The 25,136-nt window shown below is 46.1% G+C and carries 29 protein-coding genes, 1 pseudogene and 1 other annotated feature; of the genes and pseudogenes, 27 read left to right on the top strand and 3 right to left on the bottom strand.

Features of this window, described 5'->3' with window-relative positions; genetic code table 11:
* Nucleotides 1-10 precede the first annotated feature (10 nt).
* The 6 genes from I2H74_RS01530 to ypeB all read left to right on the top strand — a co-directional run bounded on the left by I2H74_RS01530 (nucleotide 11) and on the right by ypeB (nucleotide 4,894).
* Complete coding sequence (locus tag I2H74_RS01530; protein ID WP_195571041.1) at nucleotides 11-850, top strand: metallophosphoesterase; 840 nt, start codon at nucleotides 11-13, stop codon at nucleotides 848-850.
* A gap of 75 nt (nucleotides 851-925) precedes the next feature.
* Complete coding sequence (locus tag I2H74_RS01525; RefSeq protein ID WP_195571040.1) at nucleotides 926-1,387, top strand: DNA-directed RNA polymerase; 462 nt, start codon at nucleotides 926-928, stop codon at nucleotides 1,385-1,387.
* Nucleotides 1,388-1,683: 296 nt separating this feature from the next.
* Nucleotides 1,684-2,292 carry a genetic competence negative regulator gene (locus tag I2H74_RS01520; RefSeq protein ID WP_195571038.1) on the top strand — a complete coding sequence of 203 codons (609 nt, stop codon included), beginning with the start codon at nucleotides 1,684-1,686 and terminating at the stop codon, nucleotides 2,290-2,292.
* Nucleotides 2,293-2,442: 150 nt separating this feature from the next.
* On the top strand, nucleotides 2,443-3,189 hold the full coding sequence (gene prsW / locus I2H74_RS01515; RefSeq protein ID WP_420707413.1) for a glutamic-type intramembrane protease PrsW: 747 nt from the start codon (nucleotides 2,443-2,445) through the stop codon (nucleotides 3,187-3,189).
* 107 nt (nucleotides 3,190-3,296) lie between these two features.
* Complete coding sequence (locus tag I2H74_RS01510) at nucleotides 3,297-3,446, top strand: hypothetical protein (RefSeq protein ID WP_195571036.1); 150 nt, start codon at nucleotides 3,297-3,299, stop codon at nucleotides 3,444-3,446.
* Between the two features lie 110 nt (nucleotides 3,447-3,556).
* Nucleotides 3,557-4,894 carry a germination protein YpeB gene (gene ypeB / locus I2H74_RS01505; protein ID WP_195571034.1) on the top strand — a complete coding sequence of 446 codons (1,338 nt, stop codon included), beginning with the start codon at nucleotides 3,557-3,559 and terminating at the stop codon, nucleotides 4,892-4,894.
* Between the two features lie 116 nt (nucleotides 4,895-5,010).
* Here ypeB and I2H74_RS01500 read toward each other — a convergent pair whose 3' ends face one another.
* The gene (locus tag I2H74_RS01500) at nucleotides 5,011-5,385 is read right to left on the bottom strand and encodes a hypothetical protein (RefSeq protein ID WP_195571032.1); all 375 of its coding nucleotides are present in this window, start codon (nucleotides 5,383-5,385) and stop codon (nucleotides 5,011-5,013) included.
* Between the two features lie 340 nt (nucleotides 5,386-5,725).
* Nucleotides 5,726-5,917: a metallophosphoesterase family protein gene (locus I2H74_RS01490; RefSeq protein ID WP_195571028.1), complete on the bottom strand. Its 192-nt coding sequence runs from the start codon at nucleotides 5,915-5,917 to the stop codon at nucleotides 5,726-5,728.
* 278 nt (nucleotides 5,918-6,195) lie between these two features.
* On the opposite strand from I2H74_RS01490, the gene I2H74_RS01485 reads away from it, so the two are divergent.
* The 12 genes and pseudogenes from I2H74_RS01485 (at nucleotide 6,196) to I2H74_RS01430 (ending at nucleotide 17,112) form a co-directional block, all read left to right on the top strand.
* Nucleotides 6,196-6,849 carry a flagellar brake protein gene (locus I2H74_RS01485; protein ID WP_195571026.1) on the top strand — a complete coding sequence of 218 codons (654 nt, stop codon included), beginning with the start codon at nucleotides 6,196-6,198 and terminating at the stop codon, nucleotides 6,847-6,849.
* A 124-nt stretch (nucleotides 6,850-6,973) separates the two neighbouring features.
* Complete coding sequence (locus tag I2H74_RS01480; protein ID WP_195571024.1) at nucleotides 6,974-7,225, top strand: hypothetical protein; 252 nt, start codon at nucleotides 6,974-6,976, stop codon at nucleotides 7,223-7,225.
* Nucleotides 7,226-7,386: 161 nt separating this feature from the next.
* Complete coding sequence (gene cmk / locus I2H74_RS01475) at nucleotides 7,387-8,088, top strand: (d)CMP kinase (RefSeq protein WP_195571022.1); 702 nt, start codon at nucleotides 7,387-7,389, stop codon at nucleotides 8,086-8,088.
* A 4-nt stretch (nucleotides 8,089-8,092) separates the two neighbouring features.
* Nucleotides 8,093-8,683, top strand: a complete 591-nt coding sequence (locus I2H74_RS01470; protein ID WP_195572088.1) for a lysophospholipid acyltransferase family protein — start codon at nucleotides 8,093-8,095, stop codon at nucleotides 8,681-8,683.
* Nucleotides 8,684-8,791: 108 nt separating this feature from the next.
* A complete protein-coding gene (rpsA, locus tag I2H74_RS01465; RefSeq protein ID WP_195571020.1) occupies nucleotides 8,792-9,991 on the top strand; it encodes a 30S ribosomal protein S1 in 1,200 nt (399 codons plus the stop codon).
* 107 nt (nucleotides 9,992-10,098) lie between these two features.
* Nucleotides 10,099-10,713, top strand: a complete 615-nt coding sequence (locus tag I2H74_RS01460; RefSeq protein WP_195571018.1) for a hypothetical protein — start codon at nucleotides 10,099-10,101, stop codon at nucleotides 10,711-10,713.
* 71 nt (nucleotides 10,714-10,784) lie between these two features.
* On the top strand, nucleotides 10,785-12,107 hold the full coding sequence (gene der / locus I2H74_RS01455) for a ribosome biogenesis GTPase Der (RefSeq protein WP_195571016.1): 1,323 nt from the start codon (nucleotides 10,785-10,787) through the stop codon (nucleotides 12,105-12,107).
* A gap of 12 nt (nucleotides 12,108-12,119) precedes the next feature.
* Nucleotides 12,120-12,734 (top strand): glycerol-3-phosphate 1-O-acyltransferase PlsY, encoded by a 615-nt coding sequence (gene plsY, locus I2H74_RS01450; protein WP_195571014.1) that lies wholly within the window; start codon nucleotides 12,120-12,122, stop codon nucleotides 12,732-12,734.
* On the top strand, nucleotides 12,724-13,755 hold the full coding sequence (locus I2H74_RS01445; RefSeq protein ID WP_195571012.1) for an NAD(P)H-dependent glycerol-3-phosphate dehydrogenase: 1,032 nt from the start codon (nucleotides 12,724-12,726) through the stop codon (nucleotides 13,753-13,755). The genes plsY and I2H74_RS01445 overlap by 11 nt, the downstream gene beginning before the upstream one ends.
* A gap of 81 nt (nucleotides 13,756-13,836) precedes the next feature.
* Nucleotides 13,837-14,118, top strand: a complete 282-nt coding sequence (locus I2H74_RS01440; RefSeq protein ID WP_195571010.1) for a stage VI sporulation protein F — start codon at nucleotides 13,837-13,839, stop codon at nucleotides 14,116-14,118.
* Nucleotides 14,119-14,374: 256 nt separating this feature from the next.
* Nucleotides 14,375-15,396 (top strand): annotated as a pseudogene (locus I2H74_RS01435) (ABC transporter substrate-binding protein).
* Nucleotides 15,397-15,498: 102 nt separating this feature from the next.
* Nucleotides 15,499-17,112 (top strand): helix-turn-helix domain-containing protein, encoded by a 1,614-nt coding sequence (locus I2H74_RS01430; protein WP_229106278.1) that lies wholly within the window; start codon nucleotides 15,499-15,501, stop codon nucleotides 17,110-17,112.
* Here the strand turns inward: I2H74_RS01430 and I2H74_RS25235 are convergent.
* Nucleotides 16,996-17,271, bottom strand: coding sequence for a hypothetical protein (locus tag I2H74_RS25235; RefSeq protein WP_195571006.1), 276 nt, complete (start codon nucleotides 17,269-17,271; stop codon nucleotides 16,996-16,998). The two genes, I2H74_RS01430 and I2H74_RS25235, sit on opposite strands and share 117 nt — an antisense overlap.
* On the opposite strand from I2H74_RS25235, the gene I2H74_RS01420 reads away from it, so the two are divergent.
* The 9 genes from I2H74_RS01420 (at nucleotide 17,231) to I2H74_RS01380 (ending at nucleotide 25,070) form a co-directional block, all read left to right on the top strand.
* Nucleotides 17,231-17,410 carry a DUF2768 family protein gene (locus tag I2H74_RS01420; protein ID WP_195571004.1) on the top strand — a complete coding sequence of 60 codons (180 nt, stop codon included), beginning with the start codon at nucleotides 17,231-17,233 and terminating at the stop codon, nucleotides 17,408-17,410. The two genes, I2H74_RS25235 and I2H74_RS01420, sit on opposite strands and share 41 nt — an antisense overlap.
* A gap of 9 nt (nucleotides 17,411-17,419) precedes the next feature.
* Nucleotides 17,420-17,719 carry a 2Fe-2S iron-sulfur cluster-binding protein gene (locus I2H74_RS01415; RefSeq protein WP_195571002.1) on the top strand — a complete coding sequence of 100 codons (300 nt, stop codon included), beginning with the start codon at nucleotides 17,420-17,422 and terminating at the stop codon, nucleotides 17,717-17,719.
* A 52-nt stretch (nucleotides 17,720-17,771) separates the two neighbouring features.
* On the top strand, nucleotides 17,772-18,377 hold the full coding sequence (locus I2H74_RS01410; protein ID WP_195571001.1) for a hypothetical protein: 606 nt from the start codon (nucleotides 17,772-17,774) through the stop codon (nucleotides 18,375-18,377).
* Nucleotides 18,374-18,724, top strand: a complete 351-nt coding sequence (locus tag I2H74_RS01405; protein WP_195570999.1) for a 2Fe-2S iron-sulfur cluster-binding protein — start codon at nucleotides 18,374-18,376, stop codon at nucleotides 18,722-18,724. Before I2H74_RS01410 ends, I2H74_RS01405 begins: the two co-directional genes overlap by 4 nt.
* Before the next feature lie 29 nt (nucleotides 18,725-18,753).
* A complete protein-coding gene (locus I2H74_RS01400; protein WP_229106277.1) occupies nucleotides 18,754-19,473 on the top strand; it encodes a hypothetical protein in 720 nt (239 codons plus the stop codon).
* A gap of 89 nt (nucleotides 19,474-19,562) precedes the next feature.
* Nucleotides 19,563-19,815: a binding site (T-box leader), on the top strand.
* Between the two features lie 49 nt (nucleotides 19,816-19,864).
* Nucleotides 19,865-21,544: a glutamine--tRNA ligase/YqeY domain fusion protein gene (locus I2H74_RS01395; protein ID WP_229106276.1), complete on the top strand. Its 1,680-nt coding sequence runs from the start codon at nucleotides 19,865-19,867 to the stop codon at nucleotides 21,542-21,544.
* 315 nt (nucleotides 21,545-21,859) lie between these two features.
* On the top strand, nucleotides 21,860-23,338 hold the full coding sequence (spoIVA, locus tag I2H74_RS01390; RefSeq protein WP_195570997.1) for a stage IV sporulation protein A: 1,479 nt from the start codon (nucleotides 21,860-21,862) through the stop codon (nucleotides 23,336-23,338).
* Between the two features lie 189 nt (nucleotides 23,339-23,527).
* On the top strand, nucleotides 23,528-23,797 hold the full coding sequence (locus I2H74_RS01385) for a hypothetical protein (RefSeq protein WP_195570995.1): 270 nt from the start codon (nucleotides 23,528-23,530) through the stop codon (nucleotides 23,795-23,797).
* Nucleotides 23,798-23,927: 130 nt separating this feature from the next.
* On the top strand, nucleotides 23,928-25,070 hold the full coding sequence (locus I2H74_RS01380; protein ID WP_195570993.1) for a zinc-dependent alcohol dehydrogenase: 1,143 nt from the start codon (nucleotides 23,928-23,930) through the stop codon (nucleotides 25,068-25,070).
* Nucleotides 25,071-25,136: the final 66 nt, after the last annotated feature.

Here is a 25,136-nt window from a genome sequence, read left to right as displayed (position 1 = left end):
TAGTGGAGGAGTGTTACTTATTGACCTATTGATTTATGGAGGGCTTCTCATATCGATTATTGCCGGGGCGCTCTTGCTTGTGATGTATCTGGAAGCTAAGCAGTTTCATGTAACAGAGGAAGTGGTTGTTCTCGATGAGCTGGACCCAGCTTTTGATGGGACAAGACTCTTTTTTATAAGCGATCTGCATCGCAGGCCAATAAAACAATCCCATATGGACATGATTGCATCTCATGAGCGAGCAAAGCTCATTATCATTGGAGGAGATGTTATCGAAAGAGGAGATACCTTCGAATGCTGCAGAGCGAATCTGCAGCTTCTTCGATCATTAGGGCCAGCCGTTATGGTGCATGGCAATCATGATAATAAAGCAGACGTCAGAGTGCTGGATGCCTATGCGGAATCGATTGGTATTCGAGTGCTGGACAATGAAGCGATGCGTTGTGAGTCGCAGGATGGCGTGCTATGGTTCGCAGGCATCGATGATTTAAGATCAGGTCGAGCGAATGTTCAAGCGTCTATGGCAGAGGTGTTTGAAGAGCCGGCATGCACACTGCTGATTAGCCATGATCCAGCAGTCTTAAGAAGAACGATACCAAGCGAGGTTCAGCTTATTCTGTGCGGACACACGCATGGAGGGCAAATTAACTTGCCGTTTTACGGCCCTGTCCGTACAGGAGCAATATATCGAAGATTCCAAGCAGGCTGGTATGACGTTCCAAGAGGAGACGGGACTCATTACAAAATGTTTATCTCCAGAGGATTCGGAACGTCGCACATCCCTTTTCGTTGGTTTTCACCGCCTGAGGCGCATTTTATAACCTTAAAGTCAAAAACACTCTTTTCCTAAAATTGAAGCGCATGTGAAGATGCCGTTGTGCTCACACTACAACTGATCCTAAACATCCTGAAGGAGGGAACAGCGGTGAGAATCACAACTTTTATCGCAGGTATGGCTATAGGTGCTCTAGCTGGAATGTGCCTGGCTGACCGCCGATCACTGTCTCAGCTTCAATCTAAATTTCAGTTAGCTGGAGATGTTGTTACTGATGTTATGGGTAAAGCGAAAGGCAAAGTAATGGAAACAGCCTTCCAAGTAGCCACGAACACAGATGCATCCCAAATGAGCAGCGGTTCTTCTGCTCAAAGCTCAACAAATGCTTCTTCCGCTTCAACTCAGCAAACATCCTCTGCTTCTTCATCCTACAGCTTGGAGACAGTAAAGGACTTGATCGAGCGTGATCCTGAAGTAAAGCGTCAAGTTGATGCTATCATTCGTGAGAGCAGCGCGGTAAAGCCTCAGGCTACGGTAACGACACACGTGCAGCCTGAAGTAAAGTCCATAGACTCCGCTCGCAAGCAAGGAGGTCAAGCGACGCCTCATTGAAAGGCTGAGCTCGTCCGCAGAAGAAAAAAACGCCATCATCGCCGTCATAACATCAAGAGTATGTAGGGATATGGCCCAACATTGAATAATCTTCTAAGAACAAAGCCGTTGGATGGAATTTCAACGGCTTTTTCTTGTATTCATCTCATATGATGGTAGAAGTGGTGGATTTCAATATTAGTAGGTGCAAAAGCTGAAAAATAATGATAACATGTTTTACATAGAACCATTTTCAGCACATATTATATGTTGCTTCATAATCTGTTATAACTGGAGCAGTAAAGGAGGGTCCTGTCATGAAGATCGAACGATTAAGCCAAGATAAAATCCGTATTTTCCTTACGTTCGATGACCTATCAGAACGCGGGATCCAGCGTGAGGACCTGTGGAAGGAAATGTCTAAGCTGCAGGATCTCTTTGCCGAAATGATGGATCAAGCATACACAGAACTCGGATTTGATGCGACGGGACCATTAGCCGTTGAAGTATACGCAATGCCAGCACAAGGCATGGTAGTCATTGTAACACGCACACGTTGGCAGGGAGCGCAGGCTTCAGACGACGATGAGCTCGATGATGTATACGAGATGGAAGTTACATTAGAGGAGAGCGATACTGTTGTGTTCGCCTTCCGCGATTTTGATGATTTCATCGAGGCAGCTCATGGAGTGAACGGTCAATTTGACGTATCCGGGGCGCTTTACCAATATAACGGCCAATGGATATACCACGTTGAACCTACTACTCTTGAGGGCAGCCGATTGCAAGCCCTTATCGCAATTCTAGCGGAATATGGCGAAGCCACTTCTGTCACGACTGCGATATTGGAAGAGTACGGCAAGGTCATTATTGCTGAAAATGCCATTGCGGTTACGGTTCAACATTTCAAACCGCGTAGTGTATAAGTACACCGCTTAGGGAGTGCTCAGCCTTGTGGTTGAGGCTCCTTTTTGCTGTGTATGAGCTGTCTGCATGTTTACTATATGCATGTTTTAGCGATAAGGTGTACATGGAAGGAGTTCCACAAAATGATGTCAATAGGGAGTGGTGCAGCCATGCTTTATGCAGATTCAGCCCTTCAGTCTATGACGATATCCACTCCGATTGCCGCATTGTTAACTGCAGCTATCGCACCGGGAATCGCACTGCTTGTTTATTTTTACTTAAAAGACATTTATGCTTCTGAGCCAATTGTTATGGTGCTTCGCATCTTTCTTGTTGGCTTTCTCATTGTACTTCCGATTATGGCGATTCAGCATGGCTTCGTTGCCTTGTGGGGTGATCAGCCTCTTGTATACTCCTTTTTCATATCAGCAGGTGTAGAGGAAACGATCAAGTGGTTCGTCTTGTATTACTTGATCTATAATCATATTGAGTTTGATGAGCATTATGACGGAATCTTATACGCGGTTGCCGTCTCGTTGGGGTTTGCTACGGTTGAAAATGTAATGTACGCCCTCACGAATCCAGCGTCTTTTGGCTACTTGCTGATACGTGCGCTGTTGCCGGTGTCTGGACATGCTTTGTTCGGGGTGCTAATGGGGTATTACCTAGGCAAAGCCAAATTCTCAAATGGCAATAAGGGTAGGCGCTACCTTTGGTTCTCCATTTTTATCCCCATCTTTTGGCACGGCATTTATGATTGGATCATGCTGACGATGGTGCGCAATTGGGTATGGTTTATCGTTCCGCTTATGCTGTTCCTATGGTATTTTGGCATGGCGAAGGTAAGAAGAGCCAATTTGCGTTCGCCGTTTCGTATGATGAAAGCCGAAGACGACACCACAAATTTCAATTCGTAAAGTCTGGAAAAAATAACTTGTGGATATACTGGTGAATACTAAACTGCTATGTGCTTAATTGAAAGCAATCGACGCATAGCGTGTATGCAAAGGAGTGTATATGCAAGTTGCGTGTTAAAGTAACCATTCGATGCAAACGTTGTGGTGAGAAGTTTGTGCTCCGAGGCAAAAGGGAAAAAGGAAAGATTGAAACAGGATTCAAGCAGTGTCTATGCGACAATCGCGAGGAATTCATGATTGAAGAGCAGCACGGCTAAGCGTGACGCAAGAAACATCCGCATTGTGACTCATGGATGCATAAAGAAAGTTCATTACTAGCAAAATAGCTATAAATCGACTAATTTGCTGTGTGAGGAGCTGTGTATTCATGTATCAACGATTGAGTGCGGTGATGTTTCCCATCGTCACGCTTTTTTTAATAGGAGCCGTTGTCTGGGGATATCAAGAGCATCAAGAAAAAAACAGTATTCTGTTGAAGGCCGAGAACCAGTATCAGCGTGCTTTCCATGATCTTTCTTATCACATGAACAAGCTACATAATGAGCTCGGTCAAACGCTTGCTGTGCATTCTACTTCTCAAGGGATGCATCGTAAAGGGTTGGTGAATGTTTGGCGGCTAACTAGTGAAGCCCAAAACGAAATCAACCAATTGCCGCTGACATTAATGCCATTTAGCCAGACAGAGGATTTCCTATCCAGAATTTCAAACTTCTCGTATCGTGCGGCTGTCCGAGATATGACAAAGGAACCGCTCAACGAGGATGAGCTCAAAACACTAAAGACGTTATATGCGAACTCCAAACAGATCTCAGAGGATCTGCTTCAAGTAGAGAAAAAGGTCATTGATCATAACCTGCGATGGATGGATGTTGAATCGGCGATTGCAAGTGAAAAGCAAGTGAACGACAACACGATCATCGATGGCTTCAAAACGGTGGATAACAAGGTCGGAGAATATCCTGAGATCAATTGGGGTCCTTCAGTTTCGAGCATTTATTCGAAGCGTTCCGTAAAGATGCTGGAGGGGCCGCCTGCAACTGAGCAGGAAGTCAAGGATAAGGCGATGAAGTTCCTAAGAGCCTATGAAGTGCAAGATGTTAAAGTCCAGAAGAATGGCAAGTCTAAGGAGCATGAAACGTATACGGTCAGTGCAAAGCGGGCAGATGGTAATGGAACGATCAGCATGGACTATACGCTGCAAGGACAGCTCATGTCGTACTTCAACACTAGAGACGTCGATAAAAAGGATATCTCAAGCGATGATGCGATCAAGAGTGCCTCAAACTTCTTAAAGAAGCATAAGTATCCCCAAATGGAGCCTGTACGCTACCAGGTTAACAATAATATTGAGAACCTGACCTTTGTTCCTGTTGAGAACGGGGTGTACATGTATCCGAAGCAGCTTCAAGTGCGCGTAGCGCTAGATAATGGAGAAGTAACGGGGTTCCAAGCTACAGATTATCTGTATCATATGGCGGACAAGACGAAGGTGGATCTGAAGCCGACCCTAACGAAGGAAGAAGCGATGAAGCGTCTGAATCCTGATATGAAGGTAACCTACAGTCATCTTTCTCTGATCACGAATGAAGTGTCTCAAAAAGTGCTTTGCTACGAATTTAGCGGTACGTTTGACAAACAGGGATATCGAATCTACATTAATGCAGATACGGGCCTTGAGGAGAGTATTGAGCCCGTATCAAGCTAATGATAAATAGAAGAAACGCAATGGTCTGCAGGATAAGGCCATTGCGGTTTTTTTGATAATCAGTATCTATGCAAATGTGTGAAGGCTGCGCGTTCCTTATGTAACCGCCATGCAGATCAGAAATGGATCAGACTTCTGGACTGGATCGAGGCCGTTACACTTCTCCCATCCCATGCATGAATGCCAAGTACTGACGGGGAGAAATGATCTTGATAGCCACCCTCCATGCCCTGTATCTCGATATCGTTATTGTCATGAATGACAAATACGGCCGACAAAGGTTGTTCATGTAGAATCATATCCGGAAGGTCTGGATGATTGGTACGTATCTCCTCTGAAAATGGATAGCTCTGAAAACCGAACCACTTATAGGAGATGGAGTTTACTGTAATGTAATGAGTGCTATTCATCTTCTCCACGGAGTCGGCATGGTCATGCCCATTAATGCAGGCGAGAATATTCTTCCCTTTTCTGATTTCACGGGTAAGCATGTCTTGAACAGCCTTGCGATTTGCAATGCCTCTTCTCTTAAAGGAATTCGCTAGACTATGGTGTGAAAAAATGATGATGGGATAAATGCTGCCTGTTATCTCTTTTTCAAGCTAAGCGATTTGTTCCTCTGGAAGGTAGGGGTATTCGCCTTCAATCGATTTGTAATTTTTATGGCTGCAAGGGATAACTTCATCGCCATGTTTGATATCATTTGCATCCAACATCATGAAATGCACATCCTTGCATATAAAGGAGTAATAATCACGTTCCATTCCTAACCAATTTAACATAGCGCTTTTACTGAATTTGTCGGTGTCGTGGTTGCCAAGTAGGTGATATTTAGGCTTTACAAAGCGATCTAAGTCGTGCAGCAAGATGCGGTTCTTTTCGGTTGGATAAATCACCAAGCTGAATAATAAAATCTGCATTCGCTTTGTTTGCTCTGTCAACAAAAGCTTCCACTCTTTGCAAGCTATCAGCGACATGCTCATGATGCAAATCTGTCATTACAGCAAATGTTACTTTACTCATATCTGCACCTCCATACTCGTTTTGATCAAGCGCAAACCTTAATATAGCACAGCAAGACAGCAGTAGTGAAGGAAAAGAGAAGGTTAGGTAACAAACTGCGTGGTGAAACGAGAAGAATTTATTAGGGCTAAAAATTTGTATTCCCATCCTCCACGTTATTGCCTATAATTGATAGGTATATTGGACTATATAATCAAACATCATCCTATTAACCGTCTAGGTAAATTCATAATGATACGGATGATTTTATGAATAATGGGTCATTAGGAGGATATAAAATGCTACCCAAGATCAATGATATGCTATTTATTGTACCTGATCATGCATCACCTGAAGACGGGGTATACAAAGCTCGTGTAACAGAAGTTGACAGCAAGAGCATATGGTTTGAGCTCCCAATCCAAGAAGGAACGGCGAGGAGCAGCAAATTCAGTCATGAGCGATTGGAAATATCATTTGTGCAAGCAGATGGAATGAAATACTCTTTCTTCACAAAGGTATCAGGGAGCAAACAGGATGGAATCCTTATGCTCGCTGTTCCAAAGCCGAAGGCTGCCGAGATTAGAAAGCTGCAGCGCAGAGCCTACCTGCGCGTAAAGGCAGATTTGGAACTAAAGGTTCACAATGCGGACGAGCCTACGCAAGAAGTGAGAACCATTGATATCAGCGGCGGGGGATTATCGTTTACTGCACAGAAGCGCTGGAAGCTGACACCAGATCAGCAGCTGCAGTGCACCCTGTACTTGCCACAGAAGTTAGGCGAACATGACTATATTTCTTTTTCGGGAAAAGTCGTGAGAACGGAATCAAGAACAGAAGTGACAGAACTCGTTATGATGGAATTTGAAGCGATTACCGACATCGAGCGCGAGAAAATTATACGCTATTGCTTCGATAAGCAAATTGAAGACCGCAGACGCTTGAGAGGGTAGGTAAGTATTCGTAAACGAAACTTGTTTTACTATATTTTTACATACATAAAAACAAGCTGCATGCATAGTTTAATTCGCGTTAAGACACACTACATTTCATACATATTGGTAGGAGTGTATGACGATGAAGCAAGTCCTTTCAGCCAAGCAGCGAAAAAAAATCCATCAACAGCGGCTTAAGCAATCGGATTGGTATGACCTATTCATCCATTGGTGGGATCAGTGGCTTCGTATCCTGTCAAAATCCTTAGTTGTTTGCGTGATTCTCTGCATTCTGTTCCAATTGCTGCTGCTTCAGCCGCAAGTAAGAAAGTGGCTCTGCCCTGTTGAGGAACTGGAAGGGATTCCGTACTCCACCAAGATTACCATTCCATAGCCCTTTCAAGCCCCTGTTTTATGATGGATAAGGGCTTATTCTTATTTTGCATCCCTTTTCAAGGTGTGGTATAATTTTCACGTCCGCAGGCAATGCCTGCTTTTTGTTTGAAGGGGCTTGCGCGTGATTTGCGGATGATGGATGAGAGGAGATAGACCCGGTTGAGCACACTTTATCAGCAGACGAATACTCGATTCAATATTGCCATTGACGGCCCTGCAGGCGCTGGAAAGAGCACCGTCGCAAGACATGTCGCACGTAAGCTTGGATATGTTTATATCGATACGGGTGCCATGTATCGAGCTGTTGCCCTACATATGATTCAACATGGTATTCAAGCTACAGAGCCAGAGAAAGCGGCAAAGGCAATGCGTGATGTACATATTGAGCTGCTGCCTGGTGAAGATAGTCAACGCGTTCTTCTAAATGGTCGAGATGTGACCCAGCAGATCCGAACACCTGAGATTAGCCTCGAAGCTTCGCAATTTGCTCAGATCGAAGAGATTCGTGAGCAATTGGTTGCCATGCAGCGAGAGCTTGCGAAGAAGAAAGGAATTGTCATGGATGGACGTGATATTGGGACAACCGTGCTTCCGTCAGCGGAACTCAAGTGGTTCTTAACCGCTTCTGTTGAAGAGCGTGCCCGGAGGAGATACGCTGAGCTTAAGGATAAGTCGGATGTCTCTCTTGAACAGCTCATGCATGAGATTGCAGAACGTGATCGTCAAGATGAGAATCGGACCATATCTCCGCTTCGTCAGGCAGAGGATGCGTACCTGCTAGATACGACTCACATGACGATAGAAGAGATTGTGGATCTTATGGTCAATGAGACGTTGTCACGAATTGAAGGTGAACAATAACGATATGTTCTATCATTTTGCGAGAAATCTTCTAAAATTTATTTATCAATTATTATTCCGGCTTGAAGCAAAGAATCTTCATTACGTGCCTGCTACAGGCGGTGTTGTTCTTTGTTCGAATCATATTAGTTTGCTCGATCCCCCTGCGATCGGGGTCTTTATCAAAAGGCGCATCAGCTTTATGGCCAAGAAGGAATTGTTCGATGTTCCTCTCTTAGGTTCGATTATAAAGAGGCTAGGAGCGTTCCCCGTTAATCGCAGCGGCGTAGGCAAGGAAACCATCAAGACGGCGATGAAGCTGCTGCGCGAAGGCGAAATGATGGGAATCTTCCCGGAAGGGACTCGCAATCAGGGTGGAGCGGCAGCGAAGAAGGGTGCGGCTATGATCGCTCTTAAGAGTGGGGCTGCGATTATCCCGGTGGCTGTCGTTGGATCTTACAAGCTCTTTGGAAAGACACGCATCGTATACGGTCCTGCGATTGACATGACGGATATTCTCGAAGAGAAAAGCAGTGACATGCTGGAAAAGGCAACAGATCGAATCATGGATCACATCCATCGGATTTTGCGTGAAGAGCAAGGGTTACGTGCATAATTTACACTCTTGGTAAGATACTACAGGTATTATTTTGTTACTCATGGTTATGGACACTGCAATCATGCAGGTTTCTATAAATGGGGTTCTAATCGAGGAGGTTATGACATGTCTGAAGAAACAAAAGTCAACGAGCAACAAGAAGCAATGGATAATATGATTGCTGTCAAAAAAGGAGATACCGTCAAAGGTACTATTGTCAAAATTGACGATGAACAAGCAGTAGTAAGCATTGGATATAAATATGACGGTGTTATCCCGGTACGCGAATTGTCTTCCTTGGCTGTAGACAAAGCTTCTGATGTTGTAGAAGTTGGTCAAGAAGTTGAAGCGAAGGTTGTTAGCGTTGATGACAACAAGGAGCGTTTGGTTCTTTCGAAGCGTCAAGTAGACAGCGAATCCGCATGGGAAACGATGCAAGCACGCTTTGATAGCCAAGAAGTATTCGAAGTTGCTGTAGCAGACGTTGTAAAAGGCGGGCTTGTTGCAGATGTGGGCGTTCGCGCATTCATCCCTGCTTCGATGGTTGAGCGTCATTTTGTTGAAGATTTCAGCGACTACAAAGGCCGCACGCTTCGCGTGAAAGTAAAAGAGATCGACCGTGAAAACAACAAGTTGATCCTTTCCCAAAAAGATGTGCTTGATGCTGAATTTGAAGCAAACAAGCAGCAAGTGCTTGAAAGCCTCCAAGAAGGCCAAGAGCTTGAAGGAACGGTTCAACGCTTGACTCAATTCGGCGCATTCATCGATGTAGGCGGCGTGGATGGATTGGTTCACATCTCTGAGCTTGCATGGCAACATGTTGAGAAGCCTTCTGATGTTGTTGAAGAAGGACAAAAGGTTAAGGTTAAAGTATTGAAAGTAGATCCTGCAAACGGCAAGATCAGCTTGAGCCTTAAAGCAACATTGCCAGGACCTTGGGAAACTTCCGCGGAGCAGTTCAAGATTGGCGATATTATCACGGGTACGGTGAAACGTCTTGTTAACTTTGGTGCATTCGTTGAGGTTGCTCCAGGAGTAGAAGGACTCGTTCACATCTCCCAAATCTCTCACCGTCACATCGGAACTCCGTTCGAAGTTCTAAAAGAAGGTCAAGAGGTTCAAGTGAAGGTATTGGACTTCAATCCTGCTGAGAAGCGTATCAGCTTGAGCATTAAGGAGACGGAAGAAGCTCCAGCTCCAACACCTAAGCCTGAGAAAAAGGCGAAGCAACCGGAAATTAACAACCCGAATGTTTCCTTGAGCAACGAAAGCATGAGCTTTACGCTTGCTGAGCGTTTCGGTGATAAGCTGAACAAGTTGAAATAAGATCCAGCAAATCAAACGGATGATAAAGATCGGCGGGCCTAATTCTTAAGCCCGCCGATTATTTTTCCCTCCTTATCAAATACTATGGCAAGAAGGAGGGAAGGTAGATGGAAGATATGCCGGGCATGCTTTCCACCATTATTGCCGTTTGTGTGCTTATTCTTGTACTAACAGGCTGGAGAGGTATTCTCTTTGATTCCGTATCACCCGTGCTGCTTCTTGGTGGAGTCCTACTGTGGATGGGATTAGCAGGGCGAATGGTAACTATGGGACCAGTGAAAATAGATGCGGCTTGGGCTTTATGGCTGACAGTCGCAATCGCCTGTGGATGGGATTATTTCAGACCAGGGAGAGACTCGGGACCAAGGCTGCTCTTGCTCTCGCAAATGCTGATCTTAACCTGCTGCTATTTCATTTTGGAAATGGAGCGTTATACCGGTCGAGGATTCATCCCAATTATCCCTCTATGGGGCTATGCAATATTAGCTGGAATTGTTGTAGGTATTTCGACCCCTTCTATCACTGGACAATGGATGTTTCTAACGATCAGTTTGTGGATTGGGGAAGGGCTTATTCAATGGAGAGTAACTGGGATGAGTGGTCTTGAGCTTGGGAGTTTGTCGACTTTTGATGTATGGTGGCTGGCATTTATACTTGCACGCTGTTGTACGGCAGCCATTATGATTTTTCAGCAATTATTCAGCCTGAGAAGCTCGGAATAGTTAGCCAATCCGTACATTTTTTGATATGATGAAGTACGTGTATATGCTTTAGAAGATGAGGAGTGAACTGCATGGCAAAACCCGTTGTTGCCATCGTCGGGCGTCCGAATGTCGGAAAGTCCACGATTTTTAACCGCATCATCGGTGACCGACTGGCAATTGTAGAAGACAAGCCTGGCGTGACGAGAGATCGGATTTACGGTTCAGGTGAATGGGGCGGGAAGCCGTTTAACATCATTGACACCGGAGGAATTGAAATTGACGGCGTAGATGAAATTCTGCGCTCTATTCGTATGCAAGCTGAGCTGGCTATCGAAGAAGCGGATGTCATCATTTTTATGTGTGATGCCAAGTCTGGCGTTGTTCAAGCGGATGAAGAGGTCGCACAGATCCTATATCGCTCTGGCAAGCCGGTCATTGTTGCTGTAAATAAAGTAGATAATCTGAATCGCGTAGATGACATCTATGAATTCTACAGCTTTGGTTTCGGCGATCCAATCGCTATTTCAGGATCTCATGGTACGGGAATCGGTGATTTGCTGGATGCTGTAATCGAGAATTTGCCTGAGCCTAAAGATGATGAGTATGATGACGATGTCATTAAGGTTGCGCTCATTGGCAGACCGAATGTGGGCAAATCGTCTCTAGTTAACGCTATCCTAGGCGAAGAGCGCGTTATTGTCAGCTCTATAGCAGGAACAACGCGCGATGCGGTCGATACACCGTTTGAGAAGGATGGCCAAAAGTACGTTATTATTGATACTGCCGGTATGCGTAAGCGCGGCAAAGTTTATGAAACAACAGAGAAGTATAGTGTCATGCGTTCCCTTAAGGCGATTGAGCGTGCCGATGTTGTACTTGTTGTCATTAACGGCGAGGAAGGCATTATTGAGCAGGACAAGCATATCGCAGGATATGCGCATGAAGCAGGAAAGGCGACGCTCTTTGTCGTGAATAAGTGGGATGCCGTCGAGAAGAATGACCGTACGATGCAGGAATTCGAGCAGTCCATTCGAGATCATTTCTTGTTCATGTCCTACGCGCCAATCGTATTCTTGTCTGCGAAGACGAAGCAGCGCCTGCATAAACTGATTCCGGTAATTCAGCACGTGGCTGAGCAGCATTCGAAGCGTATTTCCACGCATCTGTTGAATGACGTTGTGTCTGATGCAGTTGCTTACAATCCGCCTCCTACCGATAAAGGTAGAAGACTTCGCATCAACTATGTGACGCAGGTGTCGGTGAAACCGCCAACGCTCGTTATATTTGTCAATGATCCAGAGCTCATGCATTTCTCCTATGAACGCTACTTGGAGAACCGGATCCGAGCTTCATTTGATTTTGAGGGTACACCGATTCGATTGTTTACTCGTAGAAAATCAGATGAAGGTTAGGAGAGAACGCTCGTGACATTTCCAATCTTAGCGATCATAGGTAGTTATTTATTGGGTTCTGTCAGCTTCAGTGTACTAATTGCAAAGTGGTTAAAGGGAATAGACATTAGGCATCATGGAAGCGGCAATGCTGGGGCCACGAATACGCTTCGCGTGCTTGGTAAAGGGCCTGCAATCGGCGTCCTGCTTCTGGATGCGTGTAAAGGCATTGCCGCCGTTTTGGTGGGAAGTCTGGTATCGGATGCCGAGTGGGTCCCAGTAGCTTGCGGGATCGCTGCGATAGCTGGACATAACTGGCCGATATTCTTTCGGTTTCGCGGTGGAAAAGGGATTGCGACGACCATCGGTGTCCTTGCGATGCTTTCCTTTTTCCCGGCTTTGTTTGCGGGTATTATCGCAATTCTTGCGATCGTTTGGAAACGCTACGTGTCTTTAGGTTCCTTGATTTTCACGGGGTTAACCCCGATCTTTATGTGGATTTATGGTGACGACCTCAGCATCATTCTTGGTAGTACCCTGCTCTTTATCTTTGCGGTATATCGCCATCGGACGAATATCAAGAAGCTGCTGCAAGGCACGGAGAATCGATTAGGGTCTAACAAGGGGGGCGTAACTCGTGTCCGATAAAGTTGCAGTAATCGTTGCAGGAAGCTGGGGGACGGCACTCTGTCAGGTCCTTGCCGATAATGGGCATCAGGTCATGGTCTGGACTCGAAGTAAAGAACAGGCTGATGAGATTAATACGATGCACACGAATTCGAAATATCTGCCAGGTAGTGTGCTTCATCCAGGCATCGTTGCTACCACGAATATGGACGAGGCGATGAAGGATGCAAAGCTTTGTCTGGTCGTAGCCCCTTCCTCAGCCATGAGGCAGGTCGCCAAGCAAATGAAGCCTTTTGTCACCGAATCGATGACCGTTATTCATGCGACGAAGGGATTCGAGATCGAGACACTTGAACGGATGTCTCAGGTGCTCCTCCAAGAGCTTGCTTGTTCAGAAGACCAAATTGCGGTGCTTTCTGGTCCAAGTCATGCAGAGGAGGTTGTCATGAAGCGGCCAACAACGGTAGTTGTGGCTTCAACATCCGAAGCAGCTGCGGAGAAAGCACAAGACTTCTTCATGAACGATGCCTATTTCCGAGTGTACACGAATCGTGATGTCGTAGGTGTGGAGCTTGCAGGTGCGCTAAAAAATATTATCGCGCTTAGTGCGGGGCTGTCAGATGGTCTTGGCTATGGTGACAATGCAAAGGCAGCGCTTGTTACACGCGGTCTAGCAGAGATTGCAAGACTCGGCGTCGAAATGGGCGCTGATGTACTGACCTTTGCGGGTCTTGCTGGAGTGGGTGACCTCGTCGTGACCTCTACAAGTAAGCACAGCCGCAACTGGCGTGCTGGATATATGATTGGTCAAGGCAAAGCCTTGTCTGAGGTATTAGAGAGCATGGGAATGGTTGTAGAGGGGATTCGCACAACGAAAGCTGCTCATGAGCTGTCTAAAAAGTATCAGGTGCAAATGCCGATTGCAGATGTTCTTTTCCACGTTCTTTTTGAAGGTCTTGCACCTAAGACTGGAGTAGAGCTGTTGATGGGTCGAGTGCGGAAGAATGAGCAGGAGGACATCGCACAGACCAAGTGGATCTAATCATGTAAAAGGCGGGCAGGGCTCACCTCTCTTAGCTTTTGTACATACACTGTATAGAGTACAAAGCTAGGGAGGGACAACATGAGTAACGGTAAGATCCCCAAGGATGCGCTTAATGCCATCAATAAAAAAGTGAAGAAACCCATATCAGAGAATCAGATTAAGAAGGTAGCAAGCTCGGTGAATGCCTCTACCCTGCAGAACGAAGCTCAGCTTCGCCAGCTTATTAAGCAGGTTGCACAGATGGCAAAAGTACCTGTTACCGAATCTACGGTCAATGATATCGTATCCACGATTAAGAAGAGCGGGATGAATGCGAATAATCTGGAGTCGCTAATGGGGCTTCTTATGAAAAAAAGATAGTTCATATGAGCAGAGGAAGGCGATAATGCGTTGGACATTGTCGCCTTTTTTGTTAGTTCTAAAGCAGGTTAGCAGGCTGAGTAACAGGCATTGTCGATTGTAATTCAATTATGTATAAAAAAGCTCCCCAAAATGTGCATTGTCTCCAAGCTGCCAATAAGCATAAAATGAGTCATGTATTAGTGAGAATGATTATCGTTGTTATCGGTAATCGTCAATCACAGGATATACTACTTGGTTATAGGAGTGGAGAAACATGTTTGGGGTAAACGGAAAAAAGCTATTATGGCAAATCATTATTCTTCTAACGGTATTAGGGTTGGCTGCTTGCAGCTCAACAGGCCCGTCAAGTGAACAGGGGCAGCCATCACCAGCTCCCGCGTCAAACTCTGAAGAAGCATCTACGGAGAATAATGGCTCAGCTAGTCAAGAGGGAGCAACTCGTGTTGTAAAAGACGAGTTTGGGGAAGTCACCATCCCTGTTCATCCCAAACGGGTCATGGGCGTCTACTTGGAGGATTATTTAACTGCACTAGGTGAAACACCTGTGATGCAGTGGTATCATCCAAGCTGGGGGAAACAGGACTATTTAGGACTTAACGTGCAAACCTTTGATATAACGGGCAGTCTCGAGGTATTATTGGACGCCAATCCGGATCTTATCATTGTGGATGGTGCTGTAGATGCTGCAAAGTACGAGCAGTACTCCAAAATAGCACCTACTTATCGAATGCCTGAAAACATATTGCAGCGTCCGTCCGATATTTTAAAAACAATCGCTGATTTGCTTAACGTACCAGATAAAGGCGAACAGATCATCGCTAAATATACGAAGAAGATGGAGGACACGAAAGAGAAGCTTAAACATGCAGTTGGTGATGAAACCGTGGCCGTTGTTCGGATCAATATTGGCGATAAAACGCTCGCTTTATTCGGACTTGAGAATCGATACACAGGAACCATTTATAAGGAAATGGGCTTGACGCCGCATCCATTCGCTAGAGACATGAAAGATTTCCATGCGGTTCTATCTGAGGAGAAGATCCCTGAGCTTGATGCAGACCATATTATTCTGTTCCCATCCAATGGGACTTGGACTTCTGAGGAGAACAAGGAGGCCAGCGAGCTGCTTGAGCATCCACTATGGAAGTCGCTTCCAGCGGTGCAAGCAGGGCATGTGTACAAAGCAGAACGGACCCATTGGCAATCCGGAGCGATTATGGCAAACATGAAAAGGCTGACGACCTGATCAATTGGTTCGTGACATCATCCAATTAAAGCTCAAAAATAAAGAAGGTGATCAACAATAGTTGATTCACTTTCTTTTTTTATTTATAGTAACTGTGATAATCATTCTCAATAAAAGGGGTGAATGTGGGTATGAACGACCTAGATCATATACAACCCTATTCATGGACCTATCGATTAAAAAAAATAGAGCAAGTGAAAGAGCAGACGGGATGGGAACAGCTCATCGAGTGGGGCGAGGCATACATCCTACTGTTCGTCACAAATGGCTCTGGACGATTAACGATAGAACATCATGCATTAAGCTTGGAAAAAGGAAGGTCCTATCTGATTCCACCTCATAGCGCATCGATAATAGCAAGCGGACTTGGAGGCATTCACTTTTACCAATTGACGTGCAAAGCCGAAGGAACGCGCGCTGAGGCTTCAAATGACTTTCAACAAGGACATGTCGGCCCTTTTCCGCTGGCAGGAGAATTTCGATGCACACCCTTTTCACAGTCCATTGCTTATTTGGAAAATATGATTCAGCAATTTAAAAGACAGGATCCCCTGCGCTTCTTTCATATTCATGTGCGATTTCAGGAGCTGCTTCTCTTTATTTTTGAGCAAAATATCGGAACATTCGAAGAGCGAAATCTGCGCCAATCCGTTGAGCACTCGATTGATTACGTGAAGCATCACTATAGCGAGCAGCTTACCGTGGACATGCTTGCCGATATGTTCGATGTGTCCCGTTGGCAGTATTCGCGAACCTTCAAAGAATTAACAGGTCAGAATCCGCTTCAGTTCATGAATCATGTACGAATCGACCGCTCGAAAAAGCTGCTGTTGGCTTCCCATGATCGGCTATCGGATATTGCGGAAAGTGTTGGATTTCAAAATGAATATTACTTCAGTCGGCGATTCAAGCAGGAGGTGGGCATCTCTCCCGGTCAATACCGTCGCAATCATCGCGGCAATTTACGAATATTTGCTCCCTTTCTTGAGGATTTCTTACTGGCTCTAGGAATTACGCCGATCATGCAGTGCTATCATGATCAATGGGGGAAACAGGATTATCTCGGCTTAGAGCATGTGCCCGTGTATGATCTTGGTTCGAAAGATGTGGATCAACTGTCGGTCTATAAACCTGACTTTATTGTGCTAGATGGCGGGTCAGATCGATGGTTCTCCAGCAAGAGCTTAAATGAATTTGCTCCTACCTATATCATTAAGCATTATGGGGAAGACTGGCGTCTCACATTGCGCACACTAGCTGACTTGCTTGGACAAATGGACATGGTTAATGATGTCATTGCGGAGTATCAACAGAAAGTATGCGTCGCAAAAGAACGGCTTAAGCCAAAGACGAAAGGAAAAACGGTTTCGTTCTTGCGCATCTCAGCATTAGGCATGAGCTTATATTCAAGTTCTGAGCACGGTTATACCGGTCCAATTCTCCACAAGGACCTTGGTCTGAAAGCAGATCCTATCGCATGTCAGCTTGCAGGCAACCAAAGAAAAGTTCCATTCCGCCTCGACCAGTTGTCCTTGCTCCAAGCAGACCATCTCTTTGTGACTTTTGACAAGAGGCATTCGATTAGAGAAGGAGAAGAAAGGGAGGTACTCGAAACCTCCCAATGGCGATCACTTGATGCTGTCCGAAATCAGAACGTGCATGAGGTGGACTTCTTCACATGGATGAATTATGGCGTACTCTCTCATTGTCAGAAGATCGAAGATGTATTGGAAGCACTTCTCTAATCGAGCCGAGACTTGAATAACGTTCCATTCCGAACCCCTTTGTCGATGGGATAACTGTTTCTTCTTGTTTTGTCGAATGGTATAATAAGGATACTTTTGGGAGAATGGAGACATGCGCATGGATAGTATGACGAAGATGTGGGTTTCGTTAATTGGCATTGGCCTTATGGCTTTTTCCGCGATTATTGTTGCATTTGCTCGTCATAAAACGAAGGGCTGGATGAAAGGAATCCTTACGACGGTCGCTTTTATCATGCTGATGATCGGTGCACTTTATGGACTCATTTCGATGTTTTAGGAGGTACTTATGGGAGAGCTTCGACTTAAAGGGAGAACCATTGAAGAGACCATGCCAACACCTGTAGGTTCATCGCTTTTGCAAGCGGCCCTTCATTTAAAAGTAGATTGGAACTATAATTGCTCTAGAGGAACCTGTGCGCGCTGCAGATGCCAGGTGATCGAAGGCGAGCAATATTTGAATGATATTACGGATGCTGAATGGAATCGGATGGACGAGGAAGAATTTGAAGAAGGCTACCGCTTAAGCTGTCAAGCCGTTATCGAGCAAGAGGGCAATATCGTTGCGATCCATAAGCCTTACTTCTAGCCATCGCCTCCGCAAGGCATGATTGGAAATAGCAGAGTATTGGAGTCAGAAGATGAATGAATACCCATTTAACCCCGCTTTGGCGGAAGCGATCATCGCGTTGAAGTCAACGGATAGGAACATCGCAAGTTGGCTGCTTGGGGGCAGCTGCGGACTGCTGCTTCAAGGCGTAGCTTTAGCGAAGGAACCACAGGATATTGATATTTACGCCGATGAGCAAGAGACGGTAAGCTTGCAGCAAGCTTGGAAGGAATGTTCGATTGACGAACCGGAATGGAACGAGACAGCCATGTATCGCTCGCTACTCAGCCATTATCGGCTTGGCACTTCCGTTGTGGAACTGGTAGGCGACTTTCATGTACGGACAAGCTGGTGCAGCTACAGCATAAGGATCAAGGATGGACTGGATAAGCATGCTGTGGATTGGATGTATGCAGGGCAGCATCTAAAGCTCATGCCGCTTGCTCATGAGCTCGTATTCAATATCTTACGAGAGCGTGACGATCGCACGAAGCCTATTGCGAGGACTATGGAAGAAGAGCCTGAACGGCACCGCAAAGCTATACCGTTCGTGATGAGCCGCTGCGAGCCTCAAGGCGAATTGATGATGAAGCTCAAGCAGCTTGTCCCGCAATGCATGAGAGGAATAGAAGAATGAAGCACCAGATTCGCTTTATGCCAGAGGATAAATGCATAGCGGCTCGACCAGGCCAGAGTGTATTGGACGCAGCGCGAATAGCGCGTGTCCCGATTCGCACACGTTGTCAAGGAAGAGCGGCCTGCCTGATGTGCAAGGTTCAAATTGAAGGGGAAGGGATCGAATCCCCAACTAAGCAGGAGCAATTAAAGCTTGGGATTAGAGAGAGGAACGGCCTCAGGCTTGCATGTCAGGCTCGTGTATCGCGTGATGGTACAAGTGATATCACGGTAACGGTTCCAGAGGACCGATTAAGGGCGATTATTCGCCAGCAGCTGGAAGCACAAGAGGATGATTCATTGTGGTAGTGTGATGATAGACGGGGGGAGAACGTCTTTTGAAGGGAAAACAAGGAATCAAGCTGGCTATTGTTATCATGGTTGTGGCGCTGCTTCAAGGCTGTCTGTATCCTAAGGAGCTTCGTAAAGAGAATCAGAACTCCGTACGGGAAGGCATTATGCTGGTTCAACATGCTGTTGATGAATATCAGCGAAAGACGGGGCTTCTGCCTTTAATAACAGCGGGTGAGAGCGTCCCTCGGTACGAGAAGTATGAGGTTGACTTTCAGGAGCTGCTTGTTCATGATCTGATAAGTGAGATCCCGAAAAATGCGTTTCAGAGCGGTGGGCATCATCGATACTTGATTGTGAATGAGGAGACGAAACCTTTAGTGCGTGTCATGGATCTGAATACGGCTCAAAGGGTAAATGACCTTGAAAGAAGCATACGCCAGTATAAGCAGAAGCAGGGCAAGCTCCCCATTGGTGACGAGCGCTATCCAGGATTCTACGATATTGATGAAAAACTGTTGAATGTCAAGCTTCGTCCTATTCTAAGCCCATATAGCGGAGAAGCTTTAAGCTTCATGGCGAATGAGGATGGAAATGTATTCGCAGACTACGCTTCTGATCTGATGAAAGCAATCGAACAAGTCCAAGCAGCGCCGAGTGGGGAAGAGGAGGATCTGCGCCCTATCCTAGTTGAAGCTGGGATGTTTACTCCTGTAAAGTCAACAGGATACCAATGGGAAGAAAGCATGCCGATCCCAGTACCATGATCTCTTCTGGCTGCGCTCACTTGATCTCATTTTATGAATATGATAAAGTACGTTCTAATACCTTGAATCGAACAACCTCAAATCAATATTTAAATGCGATGATGAGAAGAGTAGATATTCGTTCGCCTGTACAGAGAACCCCGTACCGCTGAGAAGGGGGAGGAAACGTTTATTGAAACAAGTCTCTGAGCGGCACATCGGAACGGACATGGGATGGTGTGACAGGAGCTCCTGTTATAGAGCTAGGGTATAACCACGCGAATGCTGTGCCGTACCTGAAGAGATGTATATGGCGACATATAGATGAAGCCGGGGTGGCAACACGAGAATCTCGTCCCCAAGACCAAGTGTCTTGGAGGCGGGATTTTTTTATTTTATAAAGGAGGTAAGGATGATGGAAAAGGAATTTGGATATGAAAATGAGTCGCATCTGCTAGAAAAAATGATGGAGAAGGATTTTCAAAGTCAAAGATTCCATCGACCGATCTGTACGAGGTTTCCACCGGAGCCGAATGGATATTTGCATGTGGGCAGTGCGTATGCGATCCATATGAACGCAACACTCGCTCAAAAGTTCGGCGGGAAATTCCATCTTCGCTTTGACGATACGAATCCGCTAAAAGAAGACGCCAAATTCGTAGAGGCTATATTAGAGGATATTAAATGGCTGGGCTATGATCCGGGACATCATGTCTATTATGGATCTGATTATGCAGAAATGATCTATGAAGCTGCGGTAAAGCTGATTCGAAAAGGGGTGGCTTATGTCTGCGAGCTACGCAATGAGGAGATGGTCATGTATCGCGGCACACTTACGGAAGCCGGCAAGGATAGCCCCTATCGAAACCGATCTGTTGAAGAGAATCTTGAACGCTTTCAAGACATGAGAGAAGGTCGAATGTCTGCTGGAGCCGGCGTATTGAGAGCTAAGATCGATATGGGGAGTCCGAATATGAATCTTCGAGATCCCGTGCTGTATCGGATTATTCATACCGAACATTACCGAACGGGAAATGATTGGTGCATCTATCCGATGTATGACTTTGCACATCCGATTCAGGATAGGATTGAAGGCATTACCCATTCATTATGTTCCATTGAATTTAAGGATCATCGTCCTCTGTATGAATGGGTGCTGGAGCAGCTCGAATGCGAGGAACCTCCTTATCAAAGAGAATTCGGACGTCTAAACGTATCAGGAACCGTGACGAGCAAGCGATATCTGCGTCAGCTCGTGGAAGAGGGATTCGTGGACGGCTGGGATGATCCCAGACTGCCGACATTAAGAGGGATGCGCAGAAGAGGGTATAGTCCAGAGAGCATCAAGAGCTGGTTGAATGCATTAGGACTGATACGCCACCAATCCACAGTCGATCCGCAACTGCTCGATCATTTTGCTCGGATAGAGCTAAAGAAGAAAGCAAAGGGATACATGATTGTAATCGATCCCATCAAGGTTGTCATTACAAACCTGAAGGAGGAAGAGGTGGAGTGGCTGACGATTCCTTGCCATACGGAGGATGAGCAGCTGGGCAGCCGTGAGGTCGCATTTACAAAGGAGCTGTATATCGAACGTGAAGACTTTATGGAGAACCCGATTGAAGGGTTCCATCGCTTAACAAGAGATGGAGAGGTTCGGTTAAAGGGAGCCTATTTCATTCGATGTCAGCAAGCCATTAAGGATGAGCGTACCGGATTGATTACAGAGCTGCATTGCACCTATGATCCTCTGACGAAGAGCGGCACTGGATTCAAAGGAAGAAAAGTAAAAGGGACGATTCACTGGGTGTCGGCTAAGGATGCTGTACCGCTCGAAGTTCGCTTATATCGTTCTCTTTTAAAGTCTGATGTCCATATTGCTGAGGAGCATCCTGACTGGGCGTCATGCATACAGCCGGATTCTCTAGTGAGATATACGAACGCAGTTGCAGAACCTATGCTTCAATTGCATGCAGGTGAAGCTGTTCAATTTGTGCGTCATGGCTATTTTATTGAAGATGCCAAGGACTCAAGCAAGGAAAGATTGGTGTTCAATCGGATCGTTCCTTTGAAAGACACGTGGAAGAAATAGTTTTTTACGCGCATACTTTCTCGAAACCCTCATATACCTAGCTAGGAAGGAAAAATGGGCGAATGTTGACATTCCGAGAAATTATTTTGAGCGAATGCGTCATAATCTCGTGAATCTCTAAATAAGATGATACTAGTCCAAGAGCATGTACGAGTTGCGTCGCAATGCCCATGTACGACGTTCTAGCTCGGCGGCGAACACTGGCGACAACGGCAACAGCTCAAATCTAGCAACGGTGCCAATCGTTTCTGATGGACGGTGGCGGCGTTCGTCGCGTCAAAGTCCGTCGGGAATTAATTGAGGAGGGGATATCATTTGGAGAAAGTAGACATTTTTAAGGACATAGCCGAGCGTACCGGCGGGGATATTTACCTCGGGGTCGTTGGTGCGGTCCGTACGGGGAAGTCGACATTTATTAAGCGCTTTATGGAGACCGTAGTGCTGCCTAATATCACGAATGAAGCGGATCGCATCCGAGCGGTCGATGAGCTGCCTCAAAGCGCAGCGGGCAAAACCATCATGACGACAGAGCCGAAGTTTGTACCTAACAATGCAGTGCAAATCAAGGTGGACGAAGGTCTTGAGGTCAACGTCAGACTCGTTGACTGCGTTGGATACGCGGTTGAAGGCGCAAAGGGATACGAGGATGAAAATGGTCCGAGAATGATCAGCACGCCTTGGTTCGAGGATCCAATCCCTTTCCAAGAAGCAGCTGAGATTGGAACTCGCAAGGTCATTCAGGAGCATTCCACGCTGGGTGTTGTCGTCACAACTGATGGCACGATTGCTGAGATTCCTCGCCATTCTTATGTAACTTCTGAAGAGCGTGTCGTTGAAGAGCTCAAGCAAGTGGGCAAACCTTTCATCATGATTATCAACTCCACTCGTCCTAAGAGTGAGGAGACGCAGGCTCTTCGCAGCGAGCTTCAAGCGAAGTATGACATTCCAGTACTCGCACTCAGTGCTCAAAACATGAATGAGGACGATGTGATGGGAGTTCTCCGCGAGGTGCTCTACGAATTCCCAGTTCACGAAGTAAACGTCAACCTGCCTAGCTGGGTGATGGTGCTTCAAGAACAGCATTGGCTTCGCAGCTCCTATGAGAATTCGGTGCGAGACACTGTCAAAGATATTCGCAGACTTCGTGATGTGGACCGAGTCGTACAGCAGTTCCTAGAGTATGACTTTATCACGCGTGCGGGTCTAAGCGGCATGAATATGGGCCAAGGTGTCGCAGAAATTGATCTCTATGCTCCAGATGAGCTCTATGATCAGATTCTGATGGAAGTTGTGGGAGTTGAGATCCGAGGCAAGGATCACCTTCTTCAGTTGATGCAGGAATTTTCTCATGCGAAGCGCGAATATGATCGGTTTGCAGAAGCACTGGAGATGGTGAAGACAACAGGCTATGGCATTGCAGCGCCAACGCTTGCTGAGATGGCGCTAGATGAGCCGGAGCTCATTCGCCAAGGCTCGCGCTTTGGGGTACGCTTGAAGGCAACAGCGCCTTCGATTCATATGATTCGAGTAGATGTTGAATCTGAGTTTGCACCGATTATTGGCACCGAGAAGCAAAGTGAAGAGCTGATGCGCTATCTGATGCAGGACTTTGAGAACGATCCGACGAAGATTTGGGAATCTGACATCTTCGGCAGATCTTTGCACTCCATCGTCCGTGAAGGTATCTCAGGCAAGATTGCAATGATGCCTGATAACGCTCGCTATAAGCTGCAAGAAACCCTTGGACGCATAATCAATGAAGGATCAGGCGGATTGATCGCGATCATCCTATAAAAATGTGAAGAGCTCCTTGCATTAGAGACGAATCTAATGGGGAGCTCTTCTTGCTATCGATCAATCCCATGATATAGGGGGAATGGCACGGGAACAGATAGATTACACTGTACAGAATGATTTTTTAGGTTATGATAATAGAAGTGCGTTGGATTGGCTAAGGATTATAGAAATGAGGGTAAAATAGAGATGGAACTACATATTCAAGAAGCGAAGATGACGGAAAATACGGACAAGGAGCTCCAAGGAAGTGCAGTTTTTAGGCTTGAAGGCTATCAGTTTCCATATGAGATTTCCTTCTTTAGCAAGAATGGACGCGATTGGGACTACAGCCTTCACTTTACCTCTGAATCAGGTGAGGAAGAGGAGTTTATGAAGCTGGATCAACGACTGACGGATGACGATGATCTCTTTGACGCACTGCTGGATGCGGCGCTGGAGAAGCTTGATTCGAAGTAAACGCGGAAAACGCAATAGATGATGGACAATCATGGGACAGGCGATACGCGCTGTCCCTTTTCTAATGGGAATAGCTGAATAGCGGAGAAGCAACAGGACAAGCTACATGATGAGAAAAGGAGTGATCATCATGAAGGCAGTGACATACCAGGGCATGAAAAATGTTCAGCTAAAGGACGTACGAGATCCTGTATTGCAAAAGAAGGATGATGTTATTGTTCGGATTACGACATCGGCCATTTGCGGCTCGGATTTACATATATACAATGGTGAGATACCGAATATGCCAAAGGACTTTGTCATTGGACACGAGCCGATCGGCATTATAGAGGAAGCAGGTCCTGAGGTGACCAAAGTTAAAAAAGGAGATCGGGTCATTATCCCATTCAACGTCGCCTGCGGGCAGTGCTGGTTCTGCAAGCATCAGCTAGAGAGCCAATGTGACAACTCAAATGAGTTTTTGCATGGGGGAACGGGTGGATACTTTGGCTATTCCGAGACATTTGGCGGCTATGCCGGGGGACAGGCGGAACTGATGAGAGTTCCTTATGGCAACTTCATTCCCTTTAAAGTACCTGAGGATGCAGAGCTGGAAGATGAATCAATCCTGTTCCTCTCGGATATTGTCCCAACCGCTTATTGGAGCGTGAACCAAGCAGGGGTGAAGGCTGGAGACACAGTCATCATACTTGGCTGTGGTCCTGTTGGCCTCTTGGCGCAAAAGTTTGCATGGCTAAAGGGAGCGAAGCGGGTCATTGCCATTGACCATGTTCCATATCGCCTTCACCATGCGAAGAAGACCAATCAGGTCGAAACCTTTAATTTTAAGGAGCATGATGACCTGCTCGGCCATTTGCAGGAGCTTACCGGTGGCGGAGCGGATGTCGTTATTGACTGTGTAGGACTCGATGCGGAGAAGTCGGTGATCGAAAAAATCGAAACACTGTTGAAGCTGCAAGGCGGTGGGCTTGGCGCATTTCGGATGGCAGCCAAACTAGTCCGTAAAGGCGGTACCATTCAAGTGACCGGAGTGTATGGGACCAACTATAATGCTTTTCCGTTTGGAGATTTGTTCAGTCGCAATATTACGCTCAAAATGGGACAGGCTCCGGTAATCCATTACATGCCAGAACTTTTTAAACAAATCAAACAAGGCATATTTGACCCCACAGATATCATAACCCATCGTGTTCCCTTGCAGGATGCTGAGTGGGGATACCGCGTATTTAACAATAAAGAGGATGACGCAATAAAAGTCATTTTGAAGCCGTAATCGCTGAATGAGAGAAAAGCTCGATCTTTGAGATCGGGCTTTTTGTCTATTTTAGAGTCGAGAGCG

The organism is Paenibacillus sp. 1001270B_150601_E10 (genome assembly GCF_015558675.1).
Taxonomy (GTDB): Bacteria; Bacillota; Bacilli; order Paenibacillales; family Paenibacillaceae; genus Paenibacillus_B.
The sequence above is the reverse complement of the archived record's forward strand: the minus strand, read 5'-3'. Positions and strand labels throughout refer to the sequence as shown.